This is a genomic window from Neobacillus camarae (assembly GCF_054950115.1).
In genome coordinates, this window is record NZ_JBUCKX010000005.1 from 236,889 (window position 1) to 262,905 (window position 26,017).

Genomic DNA, 26,017 nt, shown 5'->3' on the forward strand with positions numbered 1-26,017 from the left:
ATTAGAAAAGTCCAGTAACTTTGAAATAAACGCTTTTTACAGTATAAATTCCTTTGCGAGGTGGGTATTGTTGCAACTTCAGGTATTGAACAGTCCGTTTAATCAGGAGCAGGCAGAGCTCCTCAACCGCCTTCTGCCGACATTGACAGATTCCCAGAAACTTTGGCTCAGCGGATATTTGGCTGGTTCGCAGTTTACTTCTGTTCAGCAAACACCAGGCGTGCCAGCCGCAACGGTTTCTAAAGAAGTGACCATTCTTTACGGTTCGCAAACAGGAAACTCGCAGGGCTTGGCTAAGAAAGCGGCCAAAACGCTGGAAGGAAACGGGTTTAAGGTAACCGTTTCATCCATGAGCGATTTTAAACCCAACAATCTCAAGAAGGTTAAAAACCTGCTTGTTATTGTCAGTACCCATGGTGAAGGGGATCCTCCTGATAATGCGATTTCATTCCATGAGTTCTTATTTAGCAAGCGTGCGCCAAAACTAAACGAGGTCCATTTTTCTGTTTTGGCGTTAGGTGACAGCTCGTATGAATTTTTCTGTCAGACAGGGAAAAACTTTGATACCCGACTGGAGGAACTCGGGGGCACAAGGCTTTATCCGCGGTTTGACTGTGATGTCGACTATGACGAGCCGGCGGCAGAGTGGCTGGAAGGTGTTGTTGGCAGTCTGAAAGAATCGGAGGGAGCAGGAACTGCTCCAACTTTGGCTGCGGTAACGGAACAAATAGCGGAAAGTGCATACTCGAGAACAAATCCGTTTAAAGCGGAAGTGCTTGAAAATATCAATCTAAACGGACGTGGCTCGAATAAAGAAACACGCCACCTTGAATTATCACTCGAGGGTTCCGGCCTAACCTTTAAACCGGGGGACAGCCTTGGAATCTATCCGCAGAACGATCCGGAACTGGTTGAACAGCTTCTTGCCGAATTAAGATGGAATGCTGAAGAAAGTGTGACTATCAATAAACAAGGAGAAGTCTTATCACTTAAAGAAGCATTAACTTCTTATTTTGAAATAACTGTTTTAACCAAACCGCTCCTTGAAAAAATAGGCCAGCTTACCAAAAATGAAGCGTTAAAAGAACTTTTAGAACCGGATCATTCGGAACAGCTTAAAAAATATCTATCCGGACATGATTTGCTGGATTTGGTGTGTGATTACGGTGCTTGGGGTGAAACCGCCCAGGAATTTATTTCAATTCTTAGAAAAATCCCAGCTAGACTATATTCTATTTCCAGCAGTTTAACAGCCAATCCGGAGGAAGTCCATTTGACCATTGGCGCAGTACGGTATGAAGCAAACGGAAGACAAAGAAAAGGCGTCTGCTCGACTTTAGCCGCAGAGCGTCTGCAGCTGGGTGATACCTTACCGGTTTTCGTCCAGCATAACGACAACTTTAAATTGCCGGAGTATCCGGATGCCCCTATGATCATGGTCGGACCTGGTACAGGTGTGGCACCGTTCCGTTCGTTTTTGCAAGAACGGGAAGAGGCGGGAGTGGAAGGTAAGTCATGGTTATTCTTTGGCGACCAGCATTTCCGCACGGATTTCTTATATCAAGTGGAATGGCAAAAATGGCTGAAGGACGGCGTCCTTACGAAAATGGATGTGGCCTTCTCACGTGATACTGCCGAAAAGGTGTATGTACAGCATCGCATGCTGGAACATAGCAAGGAATTGTACCAATGGCTTGAAGAAGGAGCCTATGTCTATGTTTGCGGCGATGAGAAGAATATGGCCCATGATGTCCATCAAACTCTTCTTGCCATAATTGAACAAGAAGGCAATATGAGCCGTGAACAGGCAGAAAATTATATCGCTGAATTGCAGCAGCAAAAACGTTATCAACGGGACGTATATTGACCTGGTGTGGAAAGGAGTTTCAACATGGTGAACCAAATACTTAAAGCGCCTGATGGCCCTCCAAGTGATGTTGAAGAAATAAAAGTAAATAGCGACTATCTTCGTGGAACATTGAAAGAAGTGATGCAAGAACCTCTTAGTGCCGGTATACCGGAAAGTGACAACCGCCTGATGAAACATCACGGGAGTTACCTGCAGGATGACCGAGACCTGCGGGCAGAGCGCCAAAAACAAAAACTTGAACCTGCTTATCAATTTATGCTCCGTGTCCGTGCCCCTGGCGGTGTGGTGACACCAGAGCAATGGCTTGTGTTAGATGATCTTGCGGATAAAAATGCTAATGGCACCATTAAACTGACTACACGCCAGTCGTTTCAGTTTCATGGAATTTTAAAGTGGAATATGAAAGACACGATTCAACAAATCCATAACACACTGCTAACAACACTGGCCGCTTGCGGCGATGTTAACAGAAACGTCATGTGCAATCCGAATCCGTATCAATCGGAGGTCCATGCACAAGTTTATGAATGGGCGAGCTACTTAAGTGAATACTTACTGCCTCGCACTAGAGCCTATCATGAAGTTTGGCTGGATGAAGAAAGAGTAGCCGGCACACCAGATGTGGAAGAGGAGCCAATATACGGACCAACCTACCTTCCTCGTAAATTTAAGATTGGGATTGCCGTCCCGCCTTCCAATGATATTGATGTTTATTCGCAGGACCTTGGATTGATCGCTATTGTGGAAGATGGCAAGTTAATAGGTTTTAATGTTGCGATTGGCGGTGGAATGGGCATGACGCACGGCGATAAAGCCACTTACCCGCAGGTTGCTAAGGTGATCGGTTTCTGCACACCGGATAAAATTGTGGAATTGGCTGAAAAGACAATCACGATTCAACGTGATTATGGAAACCGTTCTGTCCGGAAAAACGCCAGGTTCAAATACACGGTGGATCGTCTCGGATTGGAAACCGTCAAAGAAGAACTGGAAAACCGGCTTGGCTGGAAATTGGAAGAAGCAAAACTTTATCACTTTGATCATAACGGCGATCGTTATGGCTGGGTTAAGGGAATAGGGGGAAAATGGCATTTCACCCTGTTTGTTCAAAATGGCCGTGTAACAGACTTTACGGATTATCAACTAAAAACCGGCTTACGTGAGATTGCAAAAATTCATACAGGTGATTTTAGGCTGACACCGAATCAAAACTTGGTTATTGCCAATGTTTCAAGCCAGAAAAAGAAAAAAATTGCTGAACTGATGGATCAGTACGGTCTAACAGACGGTAATTATCATACGGCATTGCGCCGGAACTCAATGGCATGCGTGGCCCTTCCAACATGCGGTTTGGCATTTGCAGAAAGTGAGCGTTATCTCCCTTTGCTTATGGATAAATTGGAAGAGCTCGTAGATGAAAGTGGTCTCCGAAATGAGGAAATCACGATTCGGATGACAGGGTGTCCAAACGGTTGTGCCCGTCCGGCCCTTGCGGAAATCGCGTTAATAGGGAAGGCCGTTGGCAAATATAACCTATACTTGGGTGCAGCTCACGATGGCAGTCGTTTAAATAAGATGTACCGTGAAAATATTGGTGAAGATGAGATATTAAGTGAGCTTGGGATGCTGTTCTCCCGTTATGCCAAAGAGCGTAATGAAGGCGAACACTTCGGTGACTATGTCATCCGTACCGGCATTATCAAAGCTGCAACAGACGGAACCAATTTCCATGATTAAAAGAGACAGGTCTCCTGTCTCTTTTTTCATTTTTCAAATGATTAACATTTTTATATAATACCAATAGAGTTAACAACACCATAATCTAGGGGAGTGGACCTTATGGAGGCAACCATCCAAACTTGTGCATACATCATCCGAAACTCGACGAATATCGTTGTGCTCACGGGAGCCGGAATCAGCACCGAGTCCGGAATAAAAGATTTTCGCTCGAGAACGGGAATTTATTCATTAGCACCGGAATACATACTTTCGATTGATTACTTTTACAAGCACCCCGAAGAATTTTATCAATTTGCCCTTGAAAACCTATATCATCCCGATGCACAACCCAATAAAGGCCATGAGATTCTTGCATCTTGGGAGAGGCAAGGGAAGGTCTCACAGATCATTACGCAAAACATTGATGGACTGCATCAGAAAGCAGGAAACAGGCAGGTTATCGAGTTTCACGGTACGATGAAAACAGCATCATGCATGAATTGTGGAAAGATTTACTCGACAGAAGAAATGGTCAGCCGCATGAATACATTGGAAGAGTTTTATGTCTGTGATTGCGAGGCAAAACGGAAACAGAATCATTTTATTAAACCGGATGTGGTTTTATTCGGCGATGCGGGGAAATGGTTTACGCCAGAAGGATTTCAAGTGATTTTAAATAAAGTGGAAAGAGCTGATTGTATATTAGTGCTGGGCACGAGCTTGCAGGTAACCCCGTTTTCAACGTTTCCACAGTACAGGCAGAAGGGAGTCCCTTTGATGATAATTAATAAAGGGGAAACCCCTTATGATTATAAATCCGGCACGTTTGTCATTCATGAATCCATTGGTCAAACGTTAGCTGGGATTGATGCGGCTCTCCAATAATGAAAAAAGCAGTGGATTTTTCGCAAAAAATCACACTGCTTTACTTACTTTTACTTAATGTTGCTGTTTTATCAGCCGGCTGCCTGCCGGCTGATAGGTGGCTAAGACCGCCCCAAATATGGTAATCATTCCCCCGATAAGTGTTATCAAAGAAACCCGTTCATGCAACAATAAAACACCGAATACCACAGTCCATACAGGAAGCAGGTTGATAAATGGCGCTGCCAGTGCAGCCCCGGTGATTTCCACACCTGCTGACCATGAAAAGAAAGCGACGACTGATGCCAAAGTGCTCACATACACTATCGCTAGCCAGGCAGTCCCCGTCATATGAATCATTTCCGGTTGAACGGTCCCGATACAACTGAACGCGCTGAGAATCGTTCCGTAAAAAGCAGCACCAGCTGTCATCGTAAGAGGATCCATTATTTTGCCATATTTTTTTCCGAGCACCGTGTACATGCCCCATGCTAAACAAGAAAGCAAAATGGCGATGATCCCGGTAAGAGAAGCATGGGCATTCCCGCTTTGTTTTCCTTGAAGCAAAAGAATAACTCCGACAATAGATACAATCGCCCCAATCCATGATTTGAGGGCTATACTTTCTTTTAAAATAATGGGCGAGAAAAACAAAATCGCTATGGGAATTCCAGCCGAAATCATCCCTGCATATGAGGCGCTTAAAAACCGCAATCCTAAATAATTTAATGTGGAAAAGGCAAATACCCCAAAAAAGCCAAGGATCAATAATTCCTTCCACCTCGCGAAAACAGGGAAATGTTTTTTATTCAACTTCATTAGTCCCCACAATAAGACAGTAGAGATTGCCCAGCGGATGGTGTTAAGCAAGGTAGCGGGCAATGCCGGTGCCAATATCCTTCCACATATGTAGTTGCCACCCCATAGGATGGTTGCCAATATCAATAATGATACTCCTTTTTTCATTACTCATTTCCTTTCTGTATGTAACTTAAAGAAAGTCCCGAAGTCGATGCTAAAAAAATGCCGCATACCATTCAGGACTCGTTTTTTATATATTAGGCACCCAGTGAATAGGGTATATAGGCAGAGTGGTGGTCATCCCATTGAAATATCCCATCACTCAATTGAATGACAGAATCAAATGGACAGTGGATAGAAGGACCGTTATTTTCCAAGGATTGATTGGTTTCAGACAGCTGCTCTTTAAGCTGCAGCAATTCTTCTTTTGACGCCACACGAATTACGCAGTCCAACGAGATATTCTTTTCTTTAACACCACTTCGTTTACAAACGCTCTCTTGAAATCCTTTATTAAACCTCAACATCATATGGAGGTCGCTGATGCACGCCACACCAAACACCTCTTTAATAATTTCTTCATATCGAACTTGATAATCGGTTGCGAATCTTACAATATTTTTTTCGGGATTTTCCAGTATATAAATAGTTTCGATTGCTTCCTTCAAATATGACACCCTTTCTATTTATGTTTCTTCTCCATCTCTATTTGAGGAGGGATTGAAAAATGTAATGTTTATTATTATGATATAATTCCATGATAACAGATTTTTGTCCTTTTATGTTGTATTCCGCTTAACTAACATGATTGTGCAGATTTTTCTAAACATTTCGATAGTAAATTCTTGCGTTTATGTGAATTTATAATATACTAAAATACATATAAAAAAATTTCACAATTTTTAAAAAAGGAAGCGACGAACTTGAATTATCTATTTGCACCCCAGACCACAAACTACGAATCTTCAGCAGTGAGAGAAATTTTAAAAGTAACCCAGCAAGGGCATGTTATTTCATTCGCAGGAGGATTGCCTGCAGAAGATATATTTCCATTGGAAGCCGTACAAAATGCGTACGAAAAAGTATTTGCATCAGGAAAATCCTCCCTGCAATATGGGTTAACCGAAGGATTTATCCCTCTTCGTGAAGCCATCCAATCACGGATGCAGAAAAAAGGAATATCATCCACCACCGATAACATCCTGCTGACCACCGGCTCACAGCAAGTCATTGACTTATTTTCGAGAATCATGCTTGCACCTGGTGATGTGGTCCTGACTGAAGATCCTACCTATCTATCAGCCTTGCAGGTTTTCAGGTCCTACGGGGCGCATGTTGTAGCGGTCGACAGTGATGACGCGGGGATGAATATTGAAGATCTAAAGGCCAAGATGGAACTCCATCATCCCAAATTTGTTTATGTGATTCCAACCTTTTCGAATCCTGACGGGAAACTCTGGAGCAATGAAAGACGGGAAGCCTTGCTACAGTTAAGCGATGAATACAATGTATTGATCCTCGAAGATGACCCTTATGGTGATATTCAATTTCATGCAGAAGATGATATCAAGCCCATCGCTTCATTAGACAATGACCAGAGCCATGTCTTATATACGAGTACCTTCTCCAAATCAGTGGTGCCGGCCCTTAGGACGGGGTGGGTGACTGGCCCGGCCGAAGTCATCCAGATGATGGCGAAAGCTAAGCAAATGAACGACCTGCATTCCAGCAGCATCGACCAACAAGCGCTTTATTACTTATTACGCGACTTTAATCTCGATGGCCATATTGAAAATATTCGTGGTGTTTACTATCATAGAATGACCATCATGAGGGATTACTTGGCAAAACTAGGGACAGATTTGTTTACCTTTAAGGAGCCAAAGGGTGGCATGTTCATGTGGGTCAAGGGGAAAGACGGCTTGGACACCACAAAACTGCTGCACCAGGCTGTTGATAACGGTGTTGCTTTTGTACCTGGCGCTCCATTTTACGTGCACGAACCCAAACTGAATACATTCCGGCTAAACTTTAGCCATTCCGCGCCGGAAAAGATTGAACTCGGCATGGACAGGCTCGTTCAAGTATTACTCAATCCGGCAGAAGTTAAGTAAAATTGTTTTGAAATACAAACCATCTAAGGAAGTTAAGTACGTCATTTTTTAAAGAATGACGGCTTCACTTCCTTTTTTCTTTTTTTAGAAGGAAATAAAAGGTAAGGCAGGAATATATAAATATAATTAACTGAAATTTTGAATAAAAACTTTATAAAGGCGGGTTTTTAATGAGAGTAATTCCGAGACCAGCATCAACTGTCGTGCTAATCGATGAAAGTTCCAGAGTGTATTTGACGAAGCGACCAGAGACGATGAAATTTATGGGCGGCTTTTTTGTTTTTCCTGGGGGCGCAGTGGATCAATCAGATGAAACCGATAATCCCGATTTCTTGAATGGTAACGGTTTGGACAACTCTTTCCGGCATGCCCATTATATCGCAGCAGCAAGGGAATTATTTGAAGAAGTCGGGATATTGCTCTGTACGGATAGGGATGGCTCTGCAGTTTTTATGAACGAAGAAAAACAGGATCAATACCGCCGTCTATTATTAAACCAGGAAGTATCATTCTATGATTTATTAAAAGCTGAACAACTGGTGTTGGATTTCAGCAACCTGACTTATTTTGGTCATATCATTACTCCGGAAACCAGCCCTATCCGTTTTGATACCCGATTCTTCCTGGCACGGCTACCCAAAGGCCAACTCCCCAAACCGGATAACCACGAAATCAGCGAAGCCTTTTGGCTGTCGCCGGCAGATGCCTTGATTGAATTTCAGTTTGGCAGGATATCACTTGCGCCGCCAACGCTGCATTCGCTGAAGACCATAATCAACTTTCTTAAAGGAGAACCGCTTTTCATGCAGGAATTTAACGTAAATGATTACACGTTACCCTTTAAAAAGTAACAACCACTTGTGAAAGATAGGCATAATATCCTAATCTTGCAACAATTGACAATATTTGTACAATTTTATAAAATATACAAGTAATGGTAAATACACAAACAAGGGGGAATTCTTAGTTGAAAAAGAAAAGGTTTTTGCTTTCGTTGGTTTTTCTATTAGCTTTGTCTATGATTCTGGCTGCGTGCGGCAGTAAAGACACAAGCGGAGGTTCTGAAGGTTCCGGGGACAAAGGAGGAGAAAAAGCAGCAGAAGAAACTCCAAAATTTATGAGCATTTTAACCGGTGGAACTGGTGGTACATATTATCCATTAGGTGGTTCTTTCGCTAAAATCATTAAAGATGAAACTGGCATTGATGCCAATGCCGAAACAACAGGCGCCTCTGCTGAAAATATGACCACACTTAAAAACGGGGAGGCTGAGATTGCTTTCTCGCAAACTGATATTGCCTCCTATGCGACCGAGGGCAAATTAATGTTTAAAGACAATACAGTCGATAATATTAAGGCCATTGCCACTCTTTACCCGGAGACGATTCAAATCGTTACTACTAAAAAATCAGGAATCAAATCTGTAGAAGATTTAAAAGGTAAAAAGGTATCAGTCGGCGCGCCAGGGTCCGGCACGGTGGCTAACGCTGAACAGATTTTGGAAATACACGGCATGAAGTTTGATGACATTAAGAAGCAGGACCTGTCCTTTGATGAATCTACACAGGGGATTCAAGACGGCACCATTGACGCGGCATTTGTCACAGCCGGCACACCAACGGGTGCGGTAGAAAGTCTTTCTGCAACTGAAGATGTCGTGATTGTTCCAATTGAACAGGATAAAATCGATGCTCTTATTAAGAAGTATCCTTATTATGTAAAAGATGAAGTCCCTGCAAACACTTATAAATTGAAGGAAGCCGTGCCGACTGTTGCCGTCCAGGCCATGCTCGTGGCAAGAAGCGACCTTTCCGAAAAGGTAGTTTACGATGTTACTAAGGCTATTTTTGAAAACCTGGATAAAGTAACTCACGCAAAAGGAAAGTTAATCAAGGTAGAAAATGCACTGAATGGTGTCGGCATTGATGTTCATCCAGGTGCACAGAAGTACTTTGATGAAAAAGGGGTAAAAGCAGCAAAATAACCAGTTTTGGGTAGTTTTTTCTTAATTGCTTGAGGACCGGCTGTTCATAATAGCCGGTCTCATTTTCTAATAGTTACTATTGGAAGATTATGGTTATTAGGAATTTTTTACTGATATTTCCTCAAAAACATGATTATTAAACTCCTCATTCAGTATCAGGTGAAATCATGAAAAAAACAAAGTCCCTGTTCTTAATTTTCATTACCATGTTAATACTTATTAACCTATTTTTATTTTACCCTTACAGGCTGTCTGTTGTGTTCCAGCCCAGGGACGCTTCCCAGAAGACTGCTTATCTTCCGGTCAAAGGTGAAGGAACTTTCAAGATAAAATACACTCATTCCATTCATTTATCCGATGTGGTAGAAAGCTATAAGATACTCCCTGAAAAGCGGATCAGGCAATATGAACTGATGTACGCCGAGACAGCAGTCGGAATGCCAGCCAATGCAGAGGAGGGGGAAACATTTGAACAAAAGAACGGGAAATATTACATAAAAAATATGAAACGGATTTTTCCGTACTTTTATTTAAGAATCGGCCAAGTTCGGGCCAATCATCGGGTGATTTTTCAAAACAAGGAATATCAACTATCAAAATCGATTAGGCCAGGTACCTCTGTTAAGGTAGAAATCAGAAAATTGAATTTATTACAGCAATGGAAAGGAGTGAATATCCTTGAATCATTTTGAGGAGGCACTTTCTGAGGAGAAACAACAGGAGCTATTGGAAAAATATGATCCGGAGGCGGGAACAAGGAAACTAACCGGGATTATCAAATGGGTGGTTTTCATTGGGCTTGTAGCATTTTCATTATTTCATGTTTATACCGGAATTTTCGGAATGCTCACTGCTCAGCTGCAGCGGTCCGTTCATTTAGGTTTTGCCCTTGCTCTGATTTTTTTACTTTTTCCTGCGAGCAAAAAAAACATTGGAAAAAAACATAAAGTCGCATGGTACGATTTGATTTTGGCGGCTCTATCGGTTATTGTCGGAGCCTATTGGCCTGTCATGATTGACGATTTGGTTTTGCGTGCCGGTAATTTAGCAGGGGTGGATTTCTATGTGGGCTTAGCGGCCATTCTACTTGTATTAGAGGCTACCCGCAGGGCTGTCGGTCTGCCGATTGCCATCATTGCAGTCGTGTTTATGCTGTATGCCTTATACGGTCCGTATATGCCAGGGTTTATTGCCCACCGCGGAGTTAGCCTCGACCGGCTGGTGCAAACGATGTTTTTCACCACAGAAGGAATATTGGGCACACCACTAGGCGTATCTTCGACCTTTATTTTCTTATTCTTATTATTTGGATCGTTTTTGATTAAAACAGGGGTCGGTGAATACTTCAATGATTTATCGATTGCCGTTGCCGGCCGAAGTGTGGGGGGGCCAGCAAAAGTTGCCGTTTTCTCTAGCGCCTTGCAGGGGACAATCAGCGGCAGTTCTGTTGCCAACGTCGTTACCTCGGGTGCCTTTACCATCCCAATGATGAAAAATCTCGGCTATAAAAAGGAGTTTGCCGGTGCGGTAGAAGCTGCATCGTCCACGGGCGGTCAAATCATGCCGCCAATCATGGGCGCGGCAGCATTTCTAATGGTTGAATTCATAGGTGGAGGAATCAGCTATTGGGATATCGCCAAAGCTGCTGCCATACCGGCGATATTGTATTTTACCGGAATCTGGATTATGACCCATTTCGAGGCTAAGAGAATTGGTCTCCGTGGATTAACAAAAGAAGAAATGCCGAGTTTGAAAGTGGTATTGAGTAAACTCTATTTATTAATACCAATCATTGCCATCATTTTTTTAATGATGTCCGGTATGAGTGTCATCCGGGCTGCCCTTTGGTCCATTGTGATTACTGTCGTGGTCAGTGCGATAAAAAAAGAGACTCGTGTTGGCTTTAAAGGCATTATTGACGCACTCGCAGATGGTGCCCGCTCAGCCTTGGGTGTTGCGGCAGCAACGGCTGCAGCCGGTATCATCGTAGGGGTCGTGACCAAGACCGGTCTGGGTCTGAAAATGGCAAACGGGTTATTGGATTTATCGGGAGGAATGTTGCTTCCAACATTATTCTTAACCATGGTCGCCTCTTTAATCCTAGGTATGGGATCTCCTACCACTGCCAATTATGTTATTACATCAACGATAGCGGCACCAGCGATCATTCTCTTGGGAGTTCCTGACCTATCGGCACACCTATTCGTGTTTTATTTTGGAATTATAGCCGACATTACTCCTCCAGTTGCCTTGGCTGCCATGGCTGCTGCCGCCATTTCGGGAGGGGAACCGTTTCGGACGGGCGTGGAGTCGTCGAAACTGGCGATTTCCGCCTTTATCATCCCGTACATGTTTGTACTTTCCCCAGAATTGCTGATGATTGATACTACCTGGACCTATTTAATATGGGTGTGCTTTACAGCATTTATTGGAATGATTGCCATTAGTGCGGCTGTCATCGGATTCTGGATGCGTAAATTGGCTTGGTATGAAAGGATCCTTGCCTTTGCTTCTGGATTGGCGTTAATTTATCCAGAAAAAATTTCAGATATAGTCGGCCTGGCTACGTTCTGTGCGTTACTGGCTTTTCAATACATCTATAAAAAGAACACTACAGCTGCTAAACAAGAAATTTCCAGTTAGTCCCGTATAATGCGGGGCTTTTTTTGAGGTTTAAAACTAAATAATGTGGTTAATAAACCATCTTGGGTAGAAAACTACTATCAATTGGGGGGCAGATTCAAAAATTTGAACTATTAGTACAAATTATTCTTATAATTTTATATTTTGGTATTGAAAGCCTTTACATACAGGGATTTATTTATTGCAATAATTGAACCGATAGTATATCATATTGTCTATTGCTGTTGGTAAATGATTATAAATATACGAACTATCATCACAGGGGGAAAAAATATGGATCAAACCGTAAACACCAATCATCGACCGCCATATGGCATTATTGCGATTCTAATGATTGGCGCATTTATAGCATTTTTAAACAATACGTTATTAAACATCGCTTTACCTTCCATTATGAAAGACCTAAAAATTGAAGCATCTACTGTCCAGTGGCTGACCACTGGGTTTATGCTGGTCAATGGAATTTTAATTCCGACCACAGCATTCTTGATTCGCAAATATTCGGTTCGTCATCTGTTCTTGGCTGCCATGTGTTTATTTACTATCGGAACCATCGTGGCAGGAACCGCTACCGTGTTTGGCGTTCTATTGGCTGGCCGTATGTTACAGGCATCTGGTTCAGCAATCCTAATGCCACTGTTAATGAATGTTATGTTAGTCAGCTTCCCGGTTGAAAAAAGAGGAGCCGCTATGGGAGTGTTTGGACTGATCCTAATGTTTGCACCGGCAATTGGACCTACCTTATCAGGCTGGATTGTGGAACATTACGACTGGCGCATGCTCTTCCACTTTGTCACACCAATCGCCATTGTCGTGCTACTAATTGGTTTCTTCTTATTAAAAGATAAAAAAGAAAAACTTAATATGCATCTCGATTTTCTATCGTTATTGCTGTCAAGCATAGGTTTTGGTGGAATCCTTTATGGTTTCAGTACGGCCAGCAATAAAGGATGGGATAACCCTCAAGTTTATGGGTCCATCATCATTGGGGTTGTGTCCTTGGCCGTCTTTATCTTAACTCAATTGAGAAAAGACGATCCAATGTTGAATTTTAGAGTATACAAATATCCAATGTTTGCTTTATCTTCAGCGATTACAATGGTTGTCAACATGTCTCTATTTGCCGGAATGATTCTGCTGCCCATTTATACACAAAACTTAAGAGGCATATCGCCGATGGATGCAGGATTATTACTTCTTCCTGGTGCTCTCATAATGGCTGCGATGTCTCCGGTTAACGGAAAATTATTCGATAAGATTGGCGGAAGAATCTTAGCCGTTACCGGTTTGGCCATTATCGTTGTGACAACCTATATGTTTAGTAAATTAACGCTGGAAACAACTTATACCCATTTAATTCTGATCTACTCGATTCGTTCGTTTGGAATGTCCATGGTTATGATGCCTGTATCCACGAATGGATTAAACCAATTGCCGAGACGTTTGTATCCACATGGTACCGCTATGAATAATACGCTCAACCAAGTGGCCGGCGCTATTGGGACAGCCCTTTTAGTTACGATTATGACCAACCGTGCTGAATCCCAAGGTCAAAAGCTTGGAGAAGAGGCAATGAAACATTTTACCGGTGGTCAGCCAACACCAGAGGCTATCGCGCAAATGAAACAGCAAATTGCCGCACAGGCCATGCTGGATGGAATTAATTTTGCTTTCGTGGTGGCAACAGCAATAGCGGCTGTGGCGTTTGTTTTAGCCTTATTCATTAAACGAGCAAAACCTGCAGAAGACACGGTCGGCGGAGCACCTACGAAACCGGCTAAACAAAAGATCGTCCCTAAGTTGGCCAAAAACTAATATTATGTACAAAAAGCCCTGGTTAACGGGGCTTTTTGTGTTATGATTGACAGACTGAAGGAACTGCCGATATATTACAAATATAGACAAAAACAATGAAATATTTTTCTTGTTGAGTTCAATTTATTATAGAAGTATTAAGGAGCTCACAAATGACAAAATTTAACAAAAATTCCGATGCGCATTTTGGCGAGGAACAAATGGATGATATTCGAGATTTCATTAGTCTTCATAAAGAACTGGCAGATTTGAAGTATGCCCTGGACGAATCATCGATTATTGCCATAACCGACCAAAAAGGCACGATTCAAGTTGTCAATAAAAGATTCTGTGATATCTCTAAATATAGCAAAGAGGAATTGATTGGTCGAAATCACCGGATACTCAATTCTGGTTACCATCCAAAAGAGTTCTTTAAGGAAATGTGGAGAACCATTGGCAATGGTAAGGTCTGGCGCGGGGAAATATGCAATCGGGCCAAGGACAGCAGCCTCTATTGGGTACACACGACAATTGTCCCAATCCTTTCGGATACAGGAATACCGTCCCGTTATATTTCAATCCGAGTCGATATAACAGAACATAAACAGATGGAAAGTTCCCTTCAGAACGCGTTGAAGGATGAGTTCAACCAGACGGTCAGGAATTTCGAGAATGGCATATTTAGGTTGAAGCAGGATGCTTATGGAAACATCCTTTATACCATGGCAGAAGGTAAATTGTTACGCGAGCTCGGATTTACAACGGAGAGGCACAAATACAAAACCCCTGATGAAATTTTTCCTAAAGAAATATCTCAATTGAAGCTATTAAACTATAAAAAAGCATTCAGTAAGGGATGCCGGGTTAATTATGAGGTCGAATTGGGAGGAAGACTCCTATATGTGGATGTTATTCCAATTAAACAAAACGGCAAGGTCACTGAGCTTTTGGGGTACTTGCATGATGTGACTGAATTGAGAAGTGCGCAAAAGCAGCTCCGGGAAAATGAACTCCTTTACCAGTCACTGTTCCAGCATAGCCAGGATGCGGTTTTTACGTATGACCACACGGGTAAAATTGTGAATATGAACCCGGCAACCGAAAGAATATTGGGATACTCACTGGACAGTGTGCAAAAATTAACGATTCGCAGCCTGATAGTGAAAGAATACCGTGGAAGAGCGGTGAATTGTTTCAAAAGAGGCTTGAACGGTGAACCGCAGAATTTTGACATTACTGTTTATCATAAGAATGGCCACAAAATTCATATGAATCTTACCTATCTGCCAATTATTATCGACCAGCAAATAACGGGAATTTATTGCATTGGGAAGGATATCACTGAAAAGAAGCGAGTCCAGGAATTGAATGCCTATTTGGCCCGTCACGATGAATTAACGAAGCTCCCAAATCGGCGGGGATTTGAAGAAGCCTTGAACCAGTCCATTCAATTCGCTAAAATAAATCAGCATCAACTAGCGGTCATGTATATCGACCTTGATCGCTTCAAAAACATTAATGACACATTGGGCCACTTAATCGGCGACAAGCTTCTGGAACAGTTGGCGTTACGGCTCATGACACATATAGGGGATGAGAAGCGCATCGCACGTATGGGTGGGGATGAATTCATGGTGCTCTGTCCCGTGATTGAGCGGCCGGAGGATTCGGTTACCATTGCCCAGAATTTTCTAACTTGGTTAACACAACCGTTTTTGATCCATGATTACGAGCTTTATGTAACTGCGAGCATTGGAATCAGTATTTATCCGAATGATGGCGAAACTGTAACCGATTTAATGAAGCATGCAGACATTGCGCTTTATAAAGCTAAAGACCACGGCCGGAACAATTGCCAATTATATTTTTCCTCCATGAACACGATGAGCTATCAATCCTTTTTTCTTGAACGGGATTTACGAAAAGCGTTAATCAACAATGAGTTTCTTGTTCACCTGCAGCCGCGGGTCGATGTGGATACCAAAAAAATTATCAGTGCGGAAGCACTGATTCGTTGGAATCATCCTAAATATGGATTAATATCCCCAGCTGAGTTTATTCCTCTTGCGGAGGAAACCGGTTTAATTATTCCAATTGGAAAATGGATCACGCGCAAAGTTTGTGAACAACTTGTCACCTGGAAACATTCTGGTGTTTCGGTAGTGCCGATCAGTATAAATATTAGTCCGCAGCATTTCATTCAAAAGGATTTTGCCGTTGATTTTAAGAAAGTGTTAAACGAATTCAATTTAGATGGAAGCTTACTAGAAATTGAAATAACGGAAAACTCCCTGATGAAAAATGAAGCTGATGTGATAAAAACGATACATGAATTGAAACAACTAGGCATTAAAATTTATATTGATGATTTTGGCACGGGGTATTCGTCCTTCTCTTATTTAAAGTCGTTTAAATTGGATGGTTTTAAAATTGATCGCTCCTTTATCCATAATATATCTTGCCAGTCGGAAAATGCCGGGATTACCGCAGCTATGATCCAACTTGCCCACCTGCTAAAAACGGATGTCATTGCTGAAGGGGTTGAAACCCTGGAGGAATTGAAGTTTTTAAGGGAACAAAATTGCCGGCAGATTCAAGGATATTTATTTGCCAGACCTTCTTCAGTTGCAGAATTTGAAACATTGCTAAAAACAGGAATTTAACTGAAAGCCCTCCTTAAATAGGAGGGCTTTTTGGATTTATAATAGTAAATTATTGTTTATGACAAGAGTCCTATTATGGAACAGTACTGAATATAGTTTATTAATTCTTAGACACCATGAATCGACGGGTATTGAGTTTTGAAAGCGATTGCATACCAAAGGAGGATGATCATGAACATTTTATTGTGCTGTGCGGCTGGTATGTCTACCAGTCTATTAGTCACAAAGATGGAAGCAGCCGCTAAGGCGGAGGGTTTGCAGGCAAAAATCTGGGCAGTGAGTGCAAGCGAAGTCAACCGGCATCTTGAACAGGCAGATGTGCTGCTCATAGGTCCACAGGTTCGTTATTTGCTTCCGCAGCTTAAGAAAAAAGGCCAGGAAAAGGGGATTCCGGTGGATGCGATCAATCCTGTTCATTATGGAAGGTGCAATGGGGAAGAAGTATTAAAATACGCAAGGAGTTTAATTGGTTCATAAATTCACAGAGGAGTGAATCATAATGAGCAAATTTAATGAAATACTGGAAGAGAAGGTCATGCCAGTTGCCGCCCGGATTGCCGGTCAAAAACATTTACAAGCATTGCGTGACGGAATTATCCTGACTATGCCGTTAATTATTATCGGCTCTATTTTCCTGATTTTAGGGTTTATCCCCATTGACGGCTATCCTGAATTCATGGCGCGGACATTCGGGGACCAATGGTCAACGAAACTCCTGTACCCAGTTAGTGCCTCATTTGACATTATGGCTCTGATTGCAGGATTTGGGATTGCCTATCGGCTGGCGGAACATTATAAAGTGGATGCGTTAAATGCCGGGGCCATTTCGGTTGCTGCTTTTATTCTAGCCACACCCTATTTCACGATGTTTACTCCTGAAGGAGCTAAGGAGGCCATTCAAGTAACCGGCGTTCTTCCTATGGCCTATCTAGGAAGTAAGGGGTTATTCGTTGCGATGATCATTGCCATTTTATCGACGGAAATTTACCGTATTATCATCCAAAAAAATATTGTCATTAAGATGCCCGATGGCGTCCCCCCAAGTGTCAGTAAATCGTTTGTGGCTTTGTTTCCAGCTTTTTTAGTCATCCTTGTCGTTTGGCTGTTGAGGCTGTTGATTGAAAATACCTCCTTCGAGAGTCTCCACAATGTGGTCGGAAAACTCCTCCAAGAACCATTAAGCGCCTTAGGCGGGTCATTAATCGGAGCGCTCATAGCCGTTTTCTTAGTTCAGTTGTTATGGTCAACCGGACTGCATGGTGCCAGTATTGTTGGAGGCGTCATGGGGCCGATTTGGCTAGCCCAGACAGATGCCAACCGCATAGCGTTGCAGGCGGGACATAATCTTCCTAACGTAGTGACTCAGCAATTCTTCGATATTTTTATCTATTTAGGCGGATCCGGTGCGACCATTTCCTTTGCCCTTATGATGCTGTTTATGGCAAAAAGCCAACAGTCCAAGCAGCTTGGCCGGCTGGCCATCGGTCCAGGCATATTCAATATTAATGAACCGATTACATTCGGTGCTCCAATTGTTATGAACCCTTTACTGATTATTCCATTTATATTAACGCCGCTGGTTCTGGTATTGACGACCTATATCGGCATGAGTACCGGCTTTGCACCAAAAACAGCGGGTGTCGCTGTCCCTTGGACGACTCCGCCAATAATAGGAGGGTATTTGGCAACCGGAGGAAATATTCGCGGCGCGCTGATGCAGTTAATTAACTTAGTGGTCGCCTTTGCCATCTACTATCCATTCTTCAGGATGTGGGATAAACAAAACCTGAAAATGGAACAAGACGCCGGAAATTAACTAAAAGAATACAAGAGCTTGCCGGACGGCAGGCTCTTGGCTTTGTAAGAAAGGAGAAATAAGATGACCAAGGAAGAACTATACAATCTTTCCTTCCAGTTAATTTTACATGGCGGCAATGCAAGAAGTTTAGCAATGGAGGCCATTTTTTCCGCCAAAGAAAAAGATTTTACCACAGCGTTTGAAAAACTTGCGGAAGCCGAAACGGAATTAGGTTCCGCCCATCGATTTCAAACACAATTAATCCAAGCGGAAGCTTCAGGGGATACATTGGAAATACCAATTATCCTTGTCCATGCGCAGGATCATTTAATGACGGCCATGACCTTAACCGATTTGGCCAAAGAACTGGTGGAGCTTCGTCAAGAGCTGCATTCCAGTCATTAAAGGAGGGGGAAAAGTGGTTAAAGTTGTAACCATTGGAGGAGGTTCCAGTTATACACCTGAGCTCGTTGAAGGTTTCATTAAAAGATATGATGAATTCCCCATACAAGAACTATGGCTGGTGGATATAGAGGAAGGGAAACACAAGCTTGAAATTGTCGGAAATCTAGCTAAGCGCATGTTTAAAAAAGCAGGACTTCCAACTGAAGTTCACTTAACTTTAGACCGGAGATTAGCGATGAAAGAAGCAGATTTTGTCACTACCCAATTTCGCGTCGGGTTACTGGATGCCCGTGCCAAGGATGAACGGATTCCGTTAAAATATGGGGTGCTGGGTCAGGAAACCAATGGGCCAGGGGGATTGTTTAAAGGACTGCGAACCATCCCAGTCATTTTGGATATCGTAAAAGATATGCAAGAGCTCTGCCCAAATGCATGGCTGGTGAATTTTACAAACCCGGCTGGAATGGTGACCGAAGCCGTCCTCCGTTATAGCAATTTCCGAAAAGTGGTGGGTTTGTGCAACGTGCCAATAGGTATGGAAATGGGGATGGCCAAGCTATTGAAGGTCGATCATTCTCGGGTCCGCATTGACTTTGCTGGATTAAATCATATGGTATATGGTCTTGATGTGTATCTTGATGGGGTTAGCGTAAGAAATAAGGTCATTGAATTCCTAACCACCCCGGAGAACTCCAGTTTCGTTAAAAATATACAAGGAATTGGCTGGGAACCAGAATTTATTCGTGCACTGGGGTTACTCCCTTGCCCGTATCATCAATATTATTATAAAAGCTCCCATATGGTCCAAAAGGAAATAGAAAACGCCAAAACAGCAGGAACCCGTGCCGAGGTCGTTCAAAAACTGGAAAAAGAATTATTTGACCTATACAAAGACCCGAACCTCGCCATTAAACCGCCACAGTTGGAGAAGCGGGGCGGAGCCTATTATAGTGATGCGGCCGTCCGGTTAATTACTTCCATTTATAATGATAAATGCGATATCCAACCGGTTAATACCATGAACAATGGGGCGATTGCCAGCATTCCGAATGATTCAGCAGTGGAAGTAAGCTGCATCATTACAAAAGAAGGGCCAAAGCCACTCGTGATGGGGGACCTTCCAGTGGCCGTCCGCGGTCTTGTTCAACAGATCAAATCATTTGAACGGGTTGCGGCAGAGGCTGCTGTTACAGGGGATTACAATTTGGCTATCTTGGCACTGACCATTAATCCTTTAGTTGCCTCTGACACGCTCGCGAAGCAGATTGTCGATGAGATGCTTGAAGCACACAAAAACTATTTGCCGAACTTCTTTAGGAATCATAAAGGTGCCAGTTAAACAGTAAAAACATATTGGCGAAAGGAAGGTCAAGGTGATTACATTAATTGTAAATGCGGACGACTTTGGCTATTCAAGAGGGATCAATTATGGGATTATCGATGCGCATAAGAACGGAATAGTGAATTCGACAACCATGATGATGAACATGCCCGACGCAGCCCATGCAATAGAATTGGCGAAACAAACTCCAACTCTCTGTTTGGGGATACATCTTGTTTTAACATGTGGCAGGCCATTGTTGGAGGATGTCCCGTCTTTAACGGATCAAGATGGAAACTTTAAAAAACTGAGGGATATAAAGGATACCGGTCGGCTATCCCTTATCGATATCGAGCGGGAATGGACAGCACAAATTGAGAAGTTTTTAGCCTCCGGGTTAGTTCCCACCCATTTTGACAGCCACCACCATGTTCATGCCATCCCAGAATTCTTACCCGTTGTTCAACGGCTATCAGCCAAATATCAATTAAGCGCAAGACGGGTTGGAAAGGATGCACTAGAAGGGGTACCTGCCTTTACCGACGTCTTCTTCCATGATTTTTATGGTGACGGGGTTGACTGGGATTATTTTGAAAAACTGATTTCACGCGTGGAGGATAACCAATCAGTGGAAGTCATGTGTCATCCAGGCTATTTGGATTATCGGTTATTGACCGGTTCATCCTATAATAAAGAGCGAATGAAAGAGATTGCGGTATTAACCACAACAAAACTTCCAAGACATGTGAAATTACAGTAATGTATGCTGTGGCTACTAAAGGACCAGGCTGCCTTAAGGTGATAGGACAGCCTGGTTTGCGGTAATAGCCTCATACTTCGTTGAATATTCCCAAAACAATAAATATTGAAACCTTTATGTTATAATTTACTATATATCTATTATCTAAGGGGTCTTTCTGATGTTAAAAGATATCTTTATTGGCTTATCGCAGAATCCACTTTTAAACAGGGCAGCAAAAAAGTACGGACTAAGATTGGGAGCGCAAAGTGTGGTCGCTGGCACCAATCTGGATGAGGCATTACGCAGCATTAAAGAGCTGAACGAACAAGGAATTTCTTGCACGGTAGATCATTTAGGGGAATTTGTGTTTAAAGAAGAAGAAGCTAAGGCTGCCAAGAATCAAATCCTCGAAACGATAGAGGCGATTCATGAACATAATGTCGATGCCCATATTTCCATCAAACCCACTCAATTAGGAATGGATATTGATTATATTCTTTGCTTATCCAATGTGAGGGAAATTGTCGCGCACGCAAACCAATATGATATGTTCGTCAATATTGATATGGAAGACTCCAAGCATCTGCAGCCTACGTTTGATCTGATGGATGAATTATCCAAGGAATTTAATAATGTTGGAACGGTCATCCAAGCCTATTTACATAATGCGCTCGACTATCTGGAGAAATATCAATTTAATCGCATCCGGATTGTAAAGGGGGCCTATAAGGAATCAGAGGATGTGGCATACCAGGTTAAAAAAGCGATTGATGCCAACTATATTAAACTAATAGAATGGCATTTGTTACATGGAAATTTTACCTCAATTGCCACCCATGATCACCGAATCATCGATCATGTGAAACAATTTGTTAAGAAACATCAAATCCCAAACAATAAATTTGAATTTCAAATGCTATATGGATTCCGAAAAGAATTACAGTTCAAGCTTGCCAAGGAAGGCTATCAATTCTGCACGTATGTTCCATTTGGCAGCGATTGGTATGGCTACTTTATGCGCCGCTTGGCGGAACGGCCCCAAAATTTAAATCTGGTCGCAAAACAAGTGTTTAATAAAAAAACAAACACGGTGCTTGGCGTAGCGGCTGGTGCATTTATTTTAGGGAGAATGACCAAGGCAGATAAGAAAAAACGAAAATGATATTCCGTTATCGAGGTAAACTCCCGTCTATTATGGATGGGAGTTTTTTGTAGAAATAATAGATTTCAAACTTTGGTTGCCAAATAGGTATATTTTTATGGTTTATACCTTATTATGCTAGTTAAAAACCAAGTCGATAAATATTATAATATGTAATTGTTTAGTAAAGATCTTGTCATAAAGGTGGCGGTCTCATGAAGAGGTTAATGGGTATCTTGCTTGCCTTAGAGATTAACAGTCCATTGTTTTTAGGGGCATACAATGCAGCTACAACAGATGAGAAAACTGCACAGAACTGCGTAAGTTGTACCCTACGGTGTTCCTTCCACACACCCGGTACCAGGTAAAAATGGACCGCGACCACAATCATTATGCATGTGAATAATAAGTTTTGTCCAAAAAGGTGGTGCTGCCGCAAGCATTTCCTTTTAAACAGGCCCACATAGAAACGGTAATATTTCGCATGTTTTTATCATGCATTTATGTAAAAGAATGTTTTGTGAATTATTTCACAAGTAATAGACAGAGCTTCGTTATAATCGTATAATTCCATTGAAAATGAAACCTGCTGCCATCAAACAAAGCCTAGGAGAGTAAGTTTGTCATGGAAGACTGGCACAAATACCCAAGGGGGGAAACCAAAAATGCAGACATACAATTGGTTAGAAACGGTTCATGTGACAGAAGAAATGTTGCTGCATACCGATAGCAGGCTGCCGGTAATCTGGATTAGCGCTCTGGATTGCACAGGGTGCAAGGAAGCGTTTCTGCGTTCCTTTTCGCCGAGCACATTGGAAACCATGTTGGATTTTATTTCCTTAGAGTATAGTGAGTTATTATCCGCTGCCAGCGGGAATCAGGTGGAGGAACACAAGGAGTCCATTTTTGAAAAATATCGGGGTGAATATGTGCTCGTGGTGGAGGGAAGCATCCCCGCGAGTGATGAATTTTTAATGATTGCCGGAAAATCGGTAAGGGAGGAAATCATTCGTGCAGCCAAAAAGGCTAAAGCTGTGCTGGCATTCGGAAGCTGCTCCGCATGGGGGGGTTTACCTGCGGCCGGAGGAACTCCCACCGATTCCGGTGATATAAGAACCCTTATCCCGGATGAGATACCAGTGGCAATTGTCCCTGGCTGTCCTCCTATTCCAGAAGTTATGATTGGAACATTATTGCACATCCATTTTCACGGTAATCTCCCAGAATTGGATAAAAAGCTACGGCCCAAAATGTTTTACCAAACCACCGTTCACATGGCCTGCCACCGAAAACCGTATTTTGACCAAAAACTGTTTGCTGAATCCTTTGACGATCAAGGAGCACAACTTGGGTATTGTTTATATAAATTAGGGTGTAAGGGTCCAGCGGCCTTCAATGGATGCGAGAGGATGGGACAGGATCGCTGTATTGCTGCCGGTTACACTTGTATGGGCTGTTCCGAAAAGGGATTTTGGGATAAAGGCGGATTTGTCAGTAAAAAGAAAAGATGAATCGGAATGGATGTCGTCCTAGGAAAATTTGATTTTTTATATTTTAAACCGCCGGTATTACAAGTCACCTGTGGTTTTTTATTTTTTTCAAAGTGTTAAAGGAACAAATTTCGACAACCCTTCTGAATTATAATGATGGAAGTGAGTATGATCGTAAGAATCAGGCATTTAAACATGTCATCATTTAGACATGTCTTTTAGAATAGGATAATTGGTGGGATTGATTATTGTCCCATCTTATACAAACATAAAAGGGGAAATGGCATAATGGTTAGGGCAAAATGGGGCATTTCAATTTTACTGATTAGTAGTTTGCTAGGATTAACAGGGTGCGCGCAGGAATCGGCAAAACAAACTCCTAAAAAAGTGACAATTCCAACTAAACAGCCTGACAAAAACATCGAAAAACCACCCATGCAGGCGGAGGTACCTAAGCCCATCACTGTTAATGTCATAGACCCCAACACAAAGTCAATTATAAAAACCATCCTTCCGGAAGAAATGGGGTTTGAAACCAATCCGGACTCTTATAAGCAGGAACTGCAAAAATGGGCCAGAGAACTTGCAAGGGGGACGGATACAACGACAGGATATGACCAGAAGATGACTCCCGACAGAATCGATGCTACTGGTCAAGTCATCAAAGGGAAGCCAAGAATTATTATGGAAGAGACCGAATTAGTCGAAAGGATTTTAAATGCTTCCGCTGATGGCGGAGAAGTACTGCTGCCTATTTATGTAACCGAAAGCGGCTATAAACCAGAAGACCTTGGATCGTTGGATCAGGTAGTATTGGGTTCCTATACCACTTACTTTGATGGCGGTGTGGCAGGCAGGTCAAAAAACATCGAGTTATCGGCCCAAGCCATCAATAACACGATTATTGGAGTACAGGATACTTTTTCTTTTAATTTCACGGTAGGTCCGAGTGATGCAGAGCATGGCTACCAGCCGGCAAAAGAAATCGTCAACAAACAACTGGTCGACGGAATAGGCGGCGGCATTTGCCAGACTTCATCCACTCTGTTTAATGCCATCGATAAATTGGGTGTCCATTACGTTGAATGGAATCACCATTCTTTAGCTGTTGGCTATGTGCCTGCGGGCCGGGATGCAACCGTATCCTATGGGGGAAAGGACTTCCAATTTCAAAATACAACTGGTGTTCCTTTAATTCTTAAATCCATTTACCAAAGAGGTAAGCTGACAGTGGAAGTAAGAACTTCTGCAGCCTACCAGACCCTGTATGCGCAAGGAAATTAAAAATTGGGATTTGTCCGTCAAACATGGGCAAATCCTTTTTTATTCTTGCCTTTATCATTCTATTAGCTTTATGAAAGGATAATTCTATCATAATCAAAGCAATATGATAGCAAAGTGCTAAAAGCCCTTTCTATTAATCCATTCTGGCAAGTTTGACAATTCTTTAAATTTCATTAATACTTATATTTAAATCCTATGTGGATTTTACTTATCTACTTTGACTATACATACATGTAAGTGAGGGATTAGCAGGAATGGGAAACACTTCATTAGGTTTGAAAAAAGGGCCATTCAGGGCCGACCAGGTTGGAAGTTTATTAAGATCAGAGCCTGTCAAGCAGGCACGTGCCCAAAGAGCGGCAGGGTCCATTTCGGCCGAACAATTAAGGGATGTTGAAAATGAAGAGATCAGGCGCATTGTGGAAAAACAAAAAGCAATTGGCCTGGAAGCGATAACGGATGGGGAATTCCGCCGCTCATGGTGGCATTTTGACTTTCTTGAAAGACTAGTAGGGGTTGAGGGGTACACAGCAGATGCTGGTATCCAATTTAAGCAAACCCAAACCAAGTCACGCGGAATCAAGGTTACCGGAAAACTGGATTTTGGCCAGCATCCAATGCTAGAAGACTTTAAGTTTCTTCACAGCATTGCAGGTGACCAAACGGCGAAAATGACCATTCCAAGCCCCAGCATGCTTCACTTCAGAGGGGAAATTGAAAAATCAGCCTATAATGATAGGGAAGAGTTTTTCCATGATTTGGGAGTTGCTTACAAAAAAGCAATCCAAGCCTTCTACGATGCCGGATGCCGTTACCTTCAGCTAGATGACACCGCTTGGGCATACCTTTGTTCAGATGAACAAAGAGAGCAGTTAAAGGCGAAAGGACTTGATCCAAATGAATTGAGTTCGCTTTATGCCCAAACTATTAATGCAGCAGTGGACAACCGTCCAGATGACATGACTCTTACTATGCACATCTGCCGTGGAAATTTCCGTTCTACCTGGATTTCATCCGGAGGATACGAGCCTGTTGCGGAAACACTATTCGCCGGTCTGAATATCGATGGATTTTTCTTAGAATATGACAGTGACAGGGCAGGCGGGTTTGAGCCTCTTAGATTTGTAAACAGAAAAGACCTCAACATCGTCCTTGGTCTGATCACCTCTAAACATGGAGAATTGGAAAATCCTGAAGATATAAAGCGACGAATAGATGAGGCTTCGCGTTATGTCGATTTAAGCCAATTATGTTTAAGTCCGCAATGCGGATTTGCTTCCACAGAAGAAGGAAATTTATTGACGGAAGAGCAACAATGGGCGAAATTGCGCCATGTGGTGGAAATTGCCGAGGATGTATGGAAGTAATAAACAATAAAAAG

General features: G+C 42.5%; 22 protein-coding genes. 20 read left to right on the top strand and 2 right to left on the bottom strand.

The window, feature by feature from the left end; genetic code table 11:
* Positions 1-70 precede the first annotated feature (70 nt).
* From ACY8D0_RS26030 to ACY8D0_RS26040, 3 genes are all read left to right on the top strand, one after another.
* Positions 71-1,867: an assimilatory sulfite reductase (NADPH) flavoprotein subunit gene (locus tag ACY8D0_RS26030; RefSeq protein ID WP_462413363.1), complete on the top strand. Its 1,797-nt coding sequence runs from the start codon at positions 71-73 to the stop codon at positions 1,865-1,867.
* 24 nt (positions 1,868-1,891) lie between these two features.
* Positions 1,892-3,607 carry an assimilatory sulfite reductase (NADPH) hemoprotein subunit gene (gene cysI, locus ACY8D0_RS26035; protein WP_462413364.1) on the top strand — a complete coding sequence of 572 codons (1,716 nt, stop codon included), beginning with the start codon at positions 1,892-1,894 and terminating at the stop codon, positions 3,605-3,607.
* A 102-nt stretch (positions 3,608-3,709) separates the two neighbouring features.
* Positions 3,710-4,474, top strand: coding sequence for an NAD-dependent protein deacylase (locus ACY8D0_RS26040; protein WP_462413365.1), 765 nt, complete (start codon positions 3,710-3,712; stop codon positions 4,472-4,474).
* 54 nt (positions 4,475-4,528) lie between these two features.
* Here the strand turns inward: ACY8D0_RS26040 and ACY8D0_RS26045 are convergent, their stop codons facing one another.
* The gene (locus ACY8D0_RS26045; protein ID WP_462413366.1) at positions 4,529-5,419 is read right to left on the bottom strand and encodes a DMT family transporter; all 891 of its coding nucleotides are present in this window, start codon (positions 5,417-5,419) and stop codon (positions 4,529-4,531) included.
* Between the two features lie 92 nt (positions 5,420-5,511).
* Positions 5,512-5,922 (bottom strand): hypothetical protein, encoded by a 411-nt coding sequence (locus tag ACY8D0_RS26050; protein WP_462413367.1) that lies wholly within the window; start codon positions 5,920-5,922, stop codon positions 5,512-5,514.
* A 255-nt stretch (positions 5,923-6,177) separates the two neighbouring features.
* Here ACY8D0_RS26050 and ACY8D0_RS26055 point away from each other — a divergent pair, with 255 nt between their 5' ends.
* From ACY8D0_RS26055 to ACY8D0_RS26135, 17 genes are all read left to right on the top strand, one after another.
* Positions 6,178-7,368 (top strand): aminotransferase-like domain-containing protein, encoded by a 1,191-nt coding sequence (locus ACY8D0_RS26055; RefSeq protein ID WP_462413368.1) that lies wholly within the window; start codon positions 6,178-6,180, stop codon positions 7,366-7,368.
* A gap of 170 nt (positions 7,369-7,538) precedes the next feature.
* Positions 7,539-8,219, top strand: a complete 681-nt coding sequence (locus tag ACY8D0_RS26060) for an NUDIX hydrolase (protein WP_462413369.1) — start codon at positions 7,539-7,541, stop codon at positions 8,217-8,219.
* Between the two features lie 116 nt (positions 8,220-8,335).
* On the top strand, positions 8,336-9,352 hold the full coding sequence (locus tag ACY8D0_RS26065) for a TAXI family TRAP transporter solute-binding subunit (protein WP_462413370.1): 1,017 nt from the start codon (positions 8,336-8,338) through the stop codon (positions 9,350-9,352).
* A gap of 167 nt (positions 9,353-9,519) precedes the next feature.
* Positions 9,520-10,044, top strand: a complete 525-nt coding sequence (locus tag ACY8D0_RS26070) for a DUF1850 domain-containing protein (RefSeq protein ID WP_462413371.1) — start codon at positions 9,520-9,522, stop codon at positions 10,042-10,044.
* Positions 10,031-11,995, top strand: a complete 1,965-nt coding sequence (locus ACY8D0_RS26075; protein WP_462413372.1) for a TRAP transporter permease — start codon at positions 10,031-10,033, stop codon at positions 11,993-11,995. The genes ACY8D0_RS26070 and ACY8D0_RS26075 overlap by 14 nt, the downstream gene beginning before the upstream one ends.
* A gap of 273 nt (positions 11,996-12,268) precedes the next feature.
* Positions 12,269-13,810: a DHA2 family efflux MFS transporter permease subunit gene (locus ACY8D0_RS26080; protein WP_462413373.1), complete on the top strand. Its 1,542-nt coding sequence runs from the start codon at positions 12,269-12,271 to the stop codon at positions 13,808-13,810.
* A gap of 152 nt (positions 13,811-13,962) precedes the next feature.
* On the top strand, positions 13,963-16,455 hold the full coding sequence (locus tag ACY8D0_RS26085) for a sensor domain-containing protein (RefSeq protein WP_462413374.1): 2,493 nt from the start codon (positions 13,963-13,965) through the stop codon (positions 16,453-16,455).
* 171 nt (positions 16,456-16,626) lie between these two features.
* Positions 16,627-16,932 carry a PTS sugar transporter subunit IIB gene (locus ACY8D0_RS26090; RefSeq protein WP_462413375.1) on the top strand — a complete coding sequence of 102 codons (306 nt, stop codon included), beginning with the start codon at positions 16,627-16,629 and terminating at the stop codon, positions 16,930-16,932.
* A 22-nt stretch (positions 16,933-16,954) separates the two neighbouring features.
* On the top strand, positions 16,955-18,271 hold the full coding sequence (gene celB, locus ACY8D0_RS26095; protein ID WP_462413376.1) for a PTS cellobiose transporter subunit IIC: 1,317 nt from the start codon (positions 16,955-16,957) through the stop codon (positions 18,269-18,271).
* Between the two features lie 63 nt (positions 18,272-18,334).
* The gene (locus ACY8D0_RS26100; protein ID WP_462413377.1) at positions 18,335-18,658 is read left to right on the top strand and encodes a PTS sugar transporter subunit IIA; all 324 of its coding nucleotides are present in this window, start codon (positions 18,335-18,337) and stop codon (positions 18,656-18,658) included.
* The gene (locus ACY8D0_RS26105; RefSeq protein ID WP_462413619.1) at positions 18,654-19,997 is read left to right on the top strand and encodes a 6-phospho-beta-glucosidase; all 1,344 of its coding nucleotides are present in this window, start codon (positions 18,654-18,656) and stop codon (positions 19,995-19,997) included. Before ACY8D0_RS26100 ends, ACY8D0_RS26105 begins: the two co-directional genes overlap by 5 nt.
* A 34-nt stretch (positions 19,998-20,031) precedes the next feature.
* Positions 20,032-20,739: a chitin disaccharide deacetylase gene (gene chbG, locus ACY8D0_RS26110; RefSeq protein ID WP_462413378.1), complete on the top strand. Its 708-nt coding sequence runs from the start codon at positions 20,032-20,034 to the stop codon at positions 20,737-20,739.
* Positions 20,740-20,899: 160 nt separating this feature from the next.
* Positions 20,900-21,883, top strand: coding sequence for a proline dehydrogenase family protein (locus tag ACY8D0_RS26115; RefSeq protein ID WP_462413379.1), 984 nt, complete (start codon positions 20,900-20,902; stop codon positions 21,881-21,883).
* A 295-nt stretch (positions 21,884-22,178) separates the two neighbouring features.
* The gene (locus ACY8D0_RS26120; RefSeq protein ID WP_462413620.1) at positions 22,179-22,268 is read left to right on the top strand and encodes a hypothetical protein; all 90 of its coding nucleotides are present in this window, start codon (positions 22,179-22,181) and stop codon (positions 22,266-22,268) included.
* Between the two features lie 259 nt (positions 22,269-22,527).
* A complete protein-coding gene (locus tag ACY8D0_RS26125) occupies positions 22,528-23,373 on the top strand; it encodes a hydrogenase small subunit (RefSeq protein WP_462413380.1) in 846 nt (281 codons plus the stop codon).
* A gap of 267 nt (positions 23,374-23,640) precedes the next feature.
* Positions 23,641-24,636 carry a VanW family protein gene (locus tag ACY8D0_RS26130; RefSeq protein ID WP_462413381.1) on the top strand — a complete coding sequence of 332 codons (996 nt, stop codon included), beginning with the start codon at positions 23,641-23,643 and terminating at the stop codon, positions 24,634-24,636.
* Between the two features lie 254 nt (positions 24,637-24,890).
* Positions 24,891-26,003, top strand: coding sequence for a 5-methyltetrahydropteroyltriglutamate--homocysteine S-methyltransferase (locus ACY8D0_RS26135; protein ID WP_462413382.1), 1,113 nt, complete (start codon positions 24,891-24,893; stop codon positions 26,001-26,003).
* Positions 26,004-26,017 lie beyond the last annotated feature (14 nt).

Excerpts from the sequence above, each read along its gene's own strand:
- cysI (WP_462413364.1), top strand. The coding sequence starts at position 1,892 with ATGGTGAACCAAATACTTAAAGCGCCTGATGGCCCTCCAAGTGATGTT.
- ACY8D0_RS26040 (WP_462413365.1), top strand. The coding sequence starts at position 3,710 with ATGGAGGCAACCATCCAAACTTGTGCATACATCATCCGAAACTCGACG.
- ACY8D0_RS26045 (WP_462413366.1), bottom strand. The coding sequence starts at position 5,419 with ATGAAAAAAGGAGTATCATTATTGATATTGGCAACCATCCTATGGGGT.
- ACY8D0_RS26060 (WP_462413369.1), top strand. The coding sequence starts at position 7,539 with ATGAGAGTAATTCCGAGACCAGCATCAACTGTCGTGCTAATCGATGAA.
- ACY8D0_RS26070 (WP_462413371.1), top strand. The coding sequence starts at position 9,520 with ATGAAAAAAACAAAGTCCCTGTTCTTAATTTTCATTACCATGTTAATA.
- ACY8D0_RS26080 (WP_462413373.1), top strand. The coding sequence starts at position 12,269 with ATGGATCAAACCGTAAACACCAATCATCGACCGCCATATGGCATTATT.
- ACY8D0_RS26085 (WP_462413374.1), top strand. The coding sequence starts at position 13,963 with ATGACAAAATTTAACAAAAATTCCGATGCGCATTTTGGCGAGGAACAA.
- ACY8D0_RS26090 (WP_462413375.1), top strand. The coding sequence starts at position 16,627 with ATGAACATTTTATTGTGCTGTGCGGCTGGTATGTCTACCAGTCTATTA.
- celB (WP_462413376.1), top strand. The coding sequence starts at position 16,955 with ATGAGCAAATTTAATGAAATACTGGAAGAGAAGGTCATGCCAGTTGCC.
- ACY8D0_RS26100 (WP_462413377.1), top strand. The coding sequence starts at position 18,335 with ATGACCAAGGAAGAACTATACAATCTTTCCTTCCAGTTAATTTTACAT.
- ACY8D0_RS26115 (WP_462413379.1), top strand. The coding sequence starts at position 20,900 with ATGTTAAAAGATATCTTTATTGGCTTATCGCAGAATCCACTTTTAAAC.
- ACY8D0_RS26125 (WP_462413380.1), top strand. The coding sequence starts at position 22,528 with ATGCAGACATACAATTGGTTAGAAACGGTTCATGTGACAGAAGAAATG.
- ACY8D0_RS26130 (WP_462413381.1), top strand. The coding sequence starts at position 23,641 with ATGGTTAGGGCAAAATGGGGCATTTCAATTTTACTGATTAGTAGTTTG.
- ACY8D0_RS26135 (WP_462413382.1), top strand. The coding sequence starts at position 24,891 with ATGGGAAACACTTCATTAGGTTTGAAAAAAGGGCCATTCAGGGCCGAC.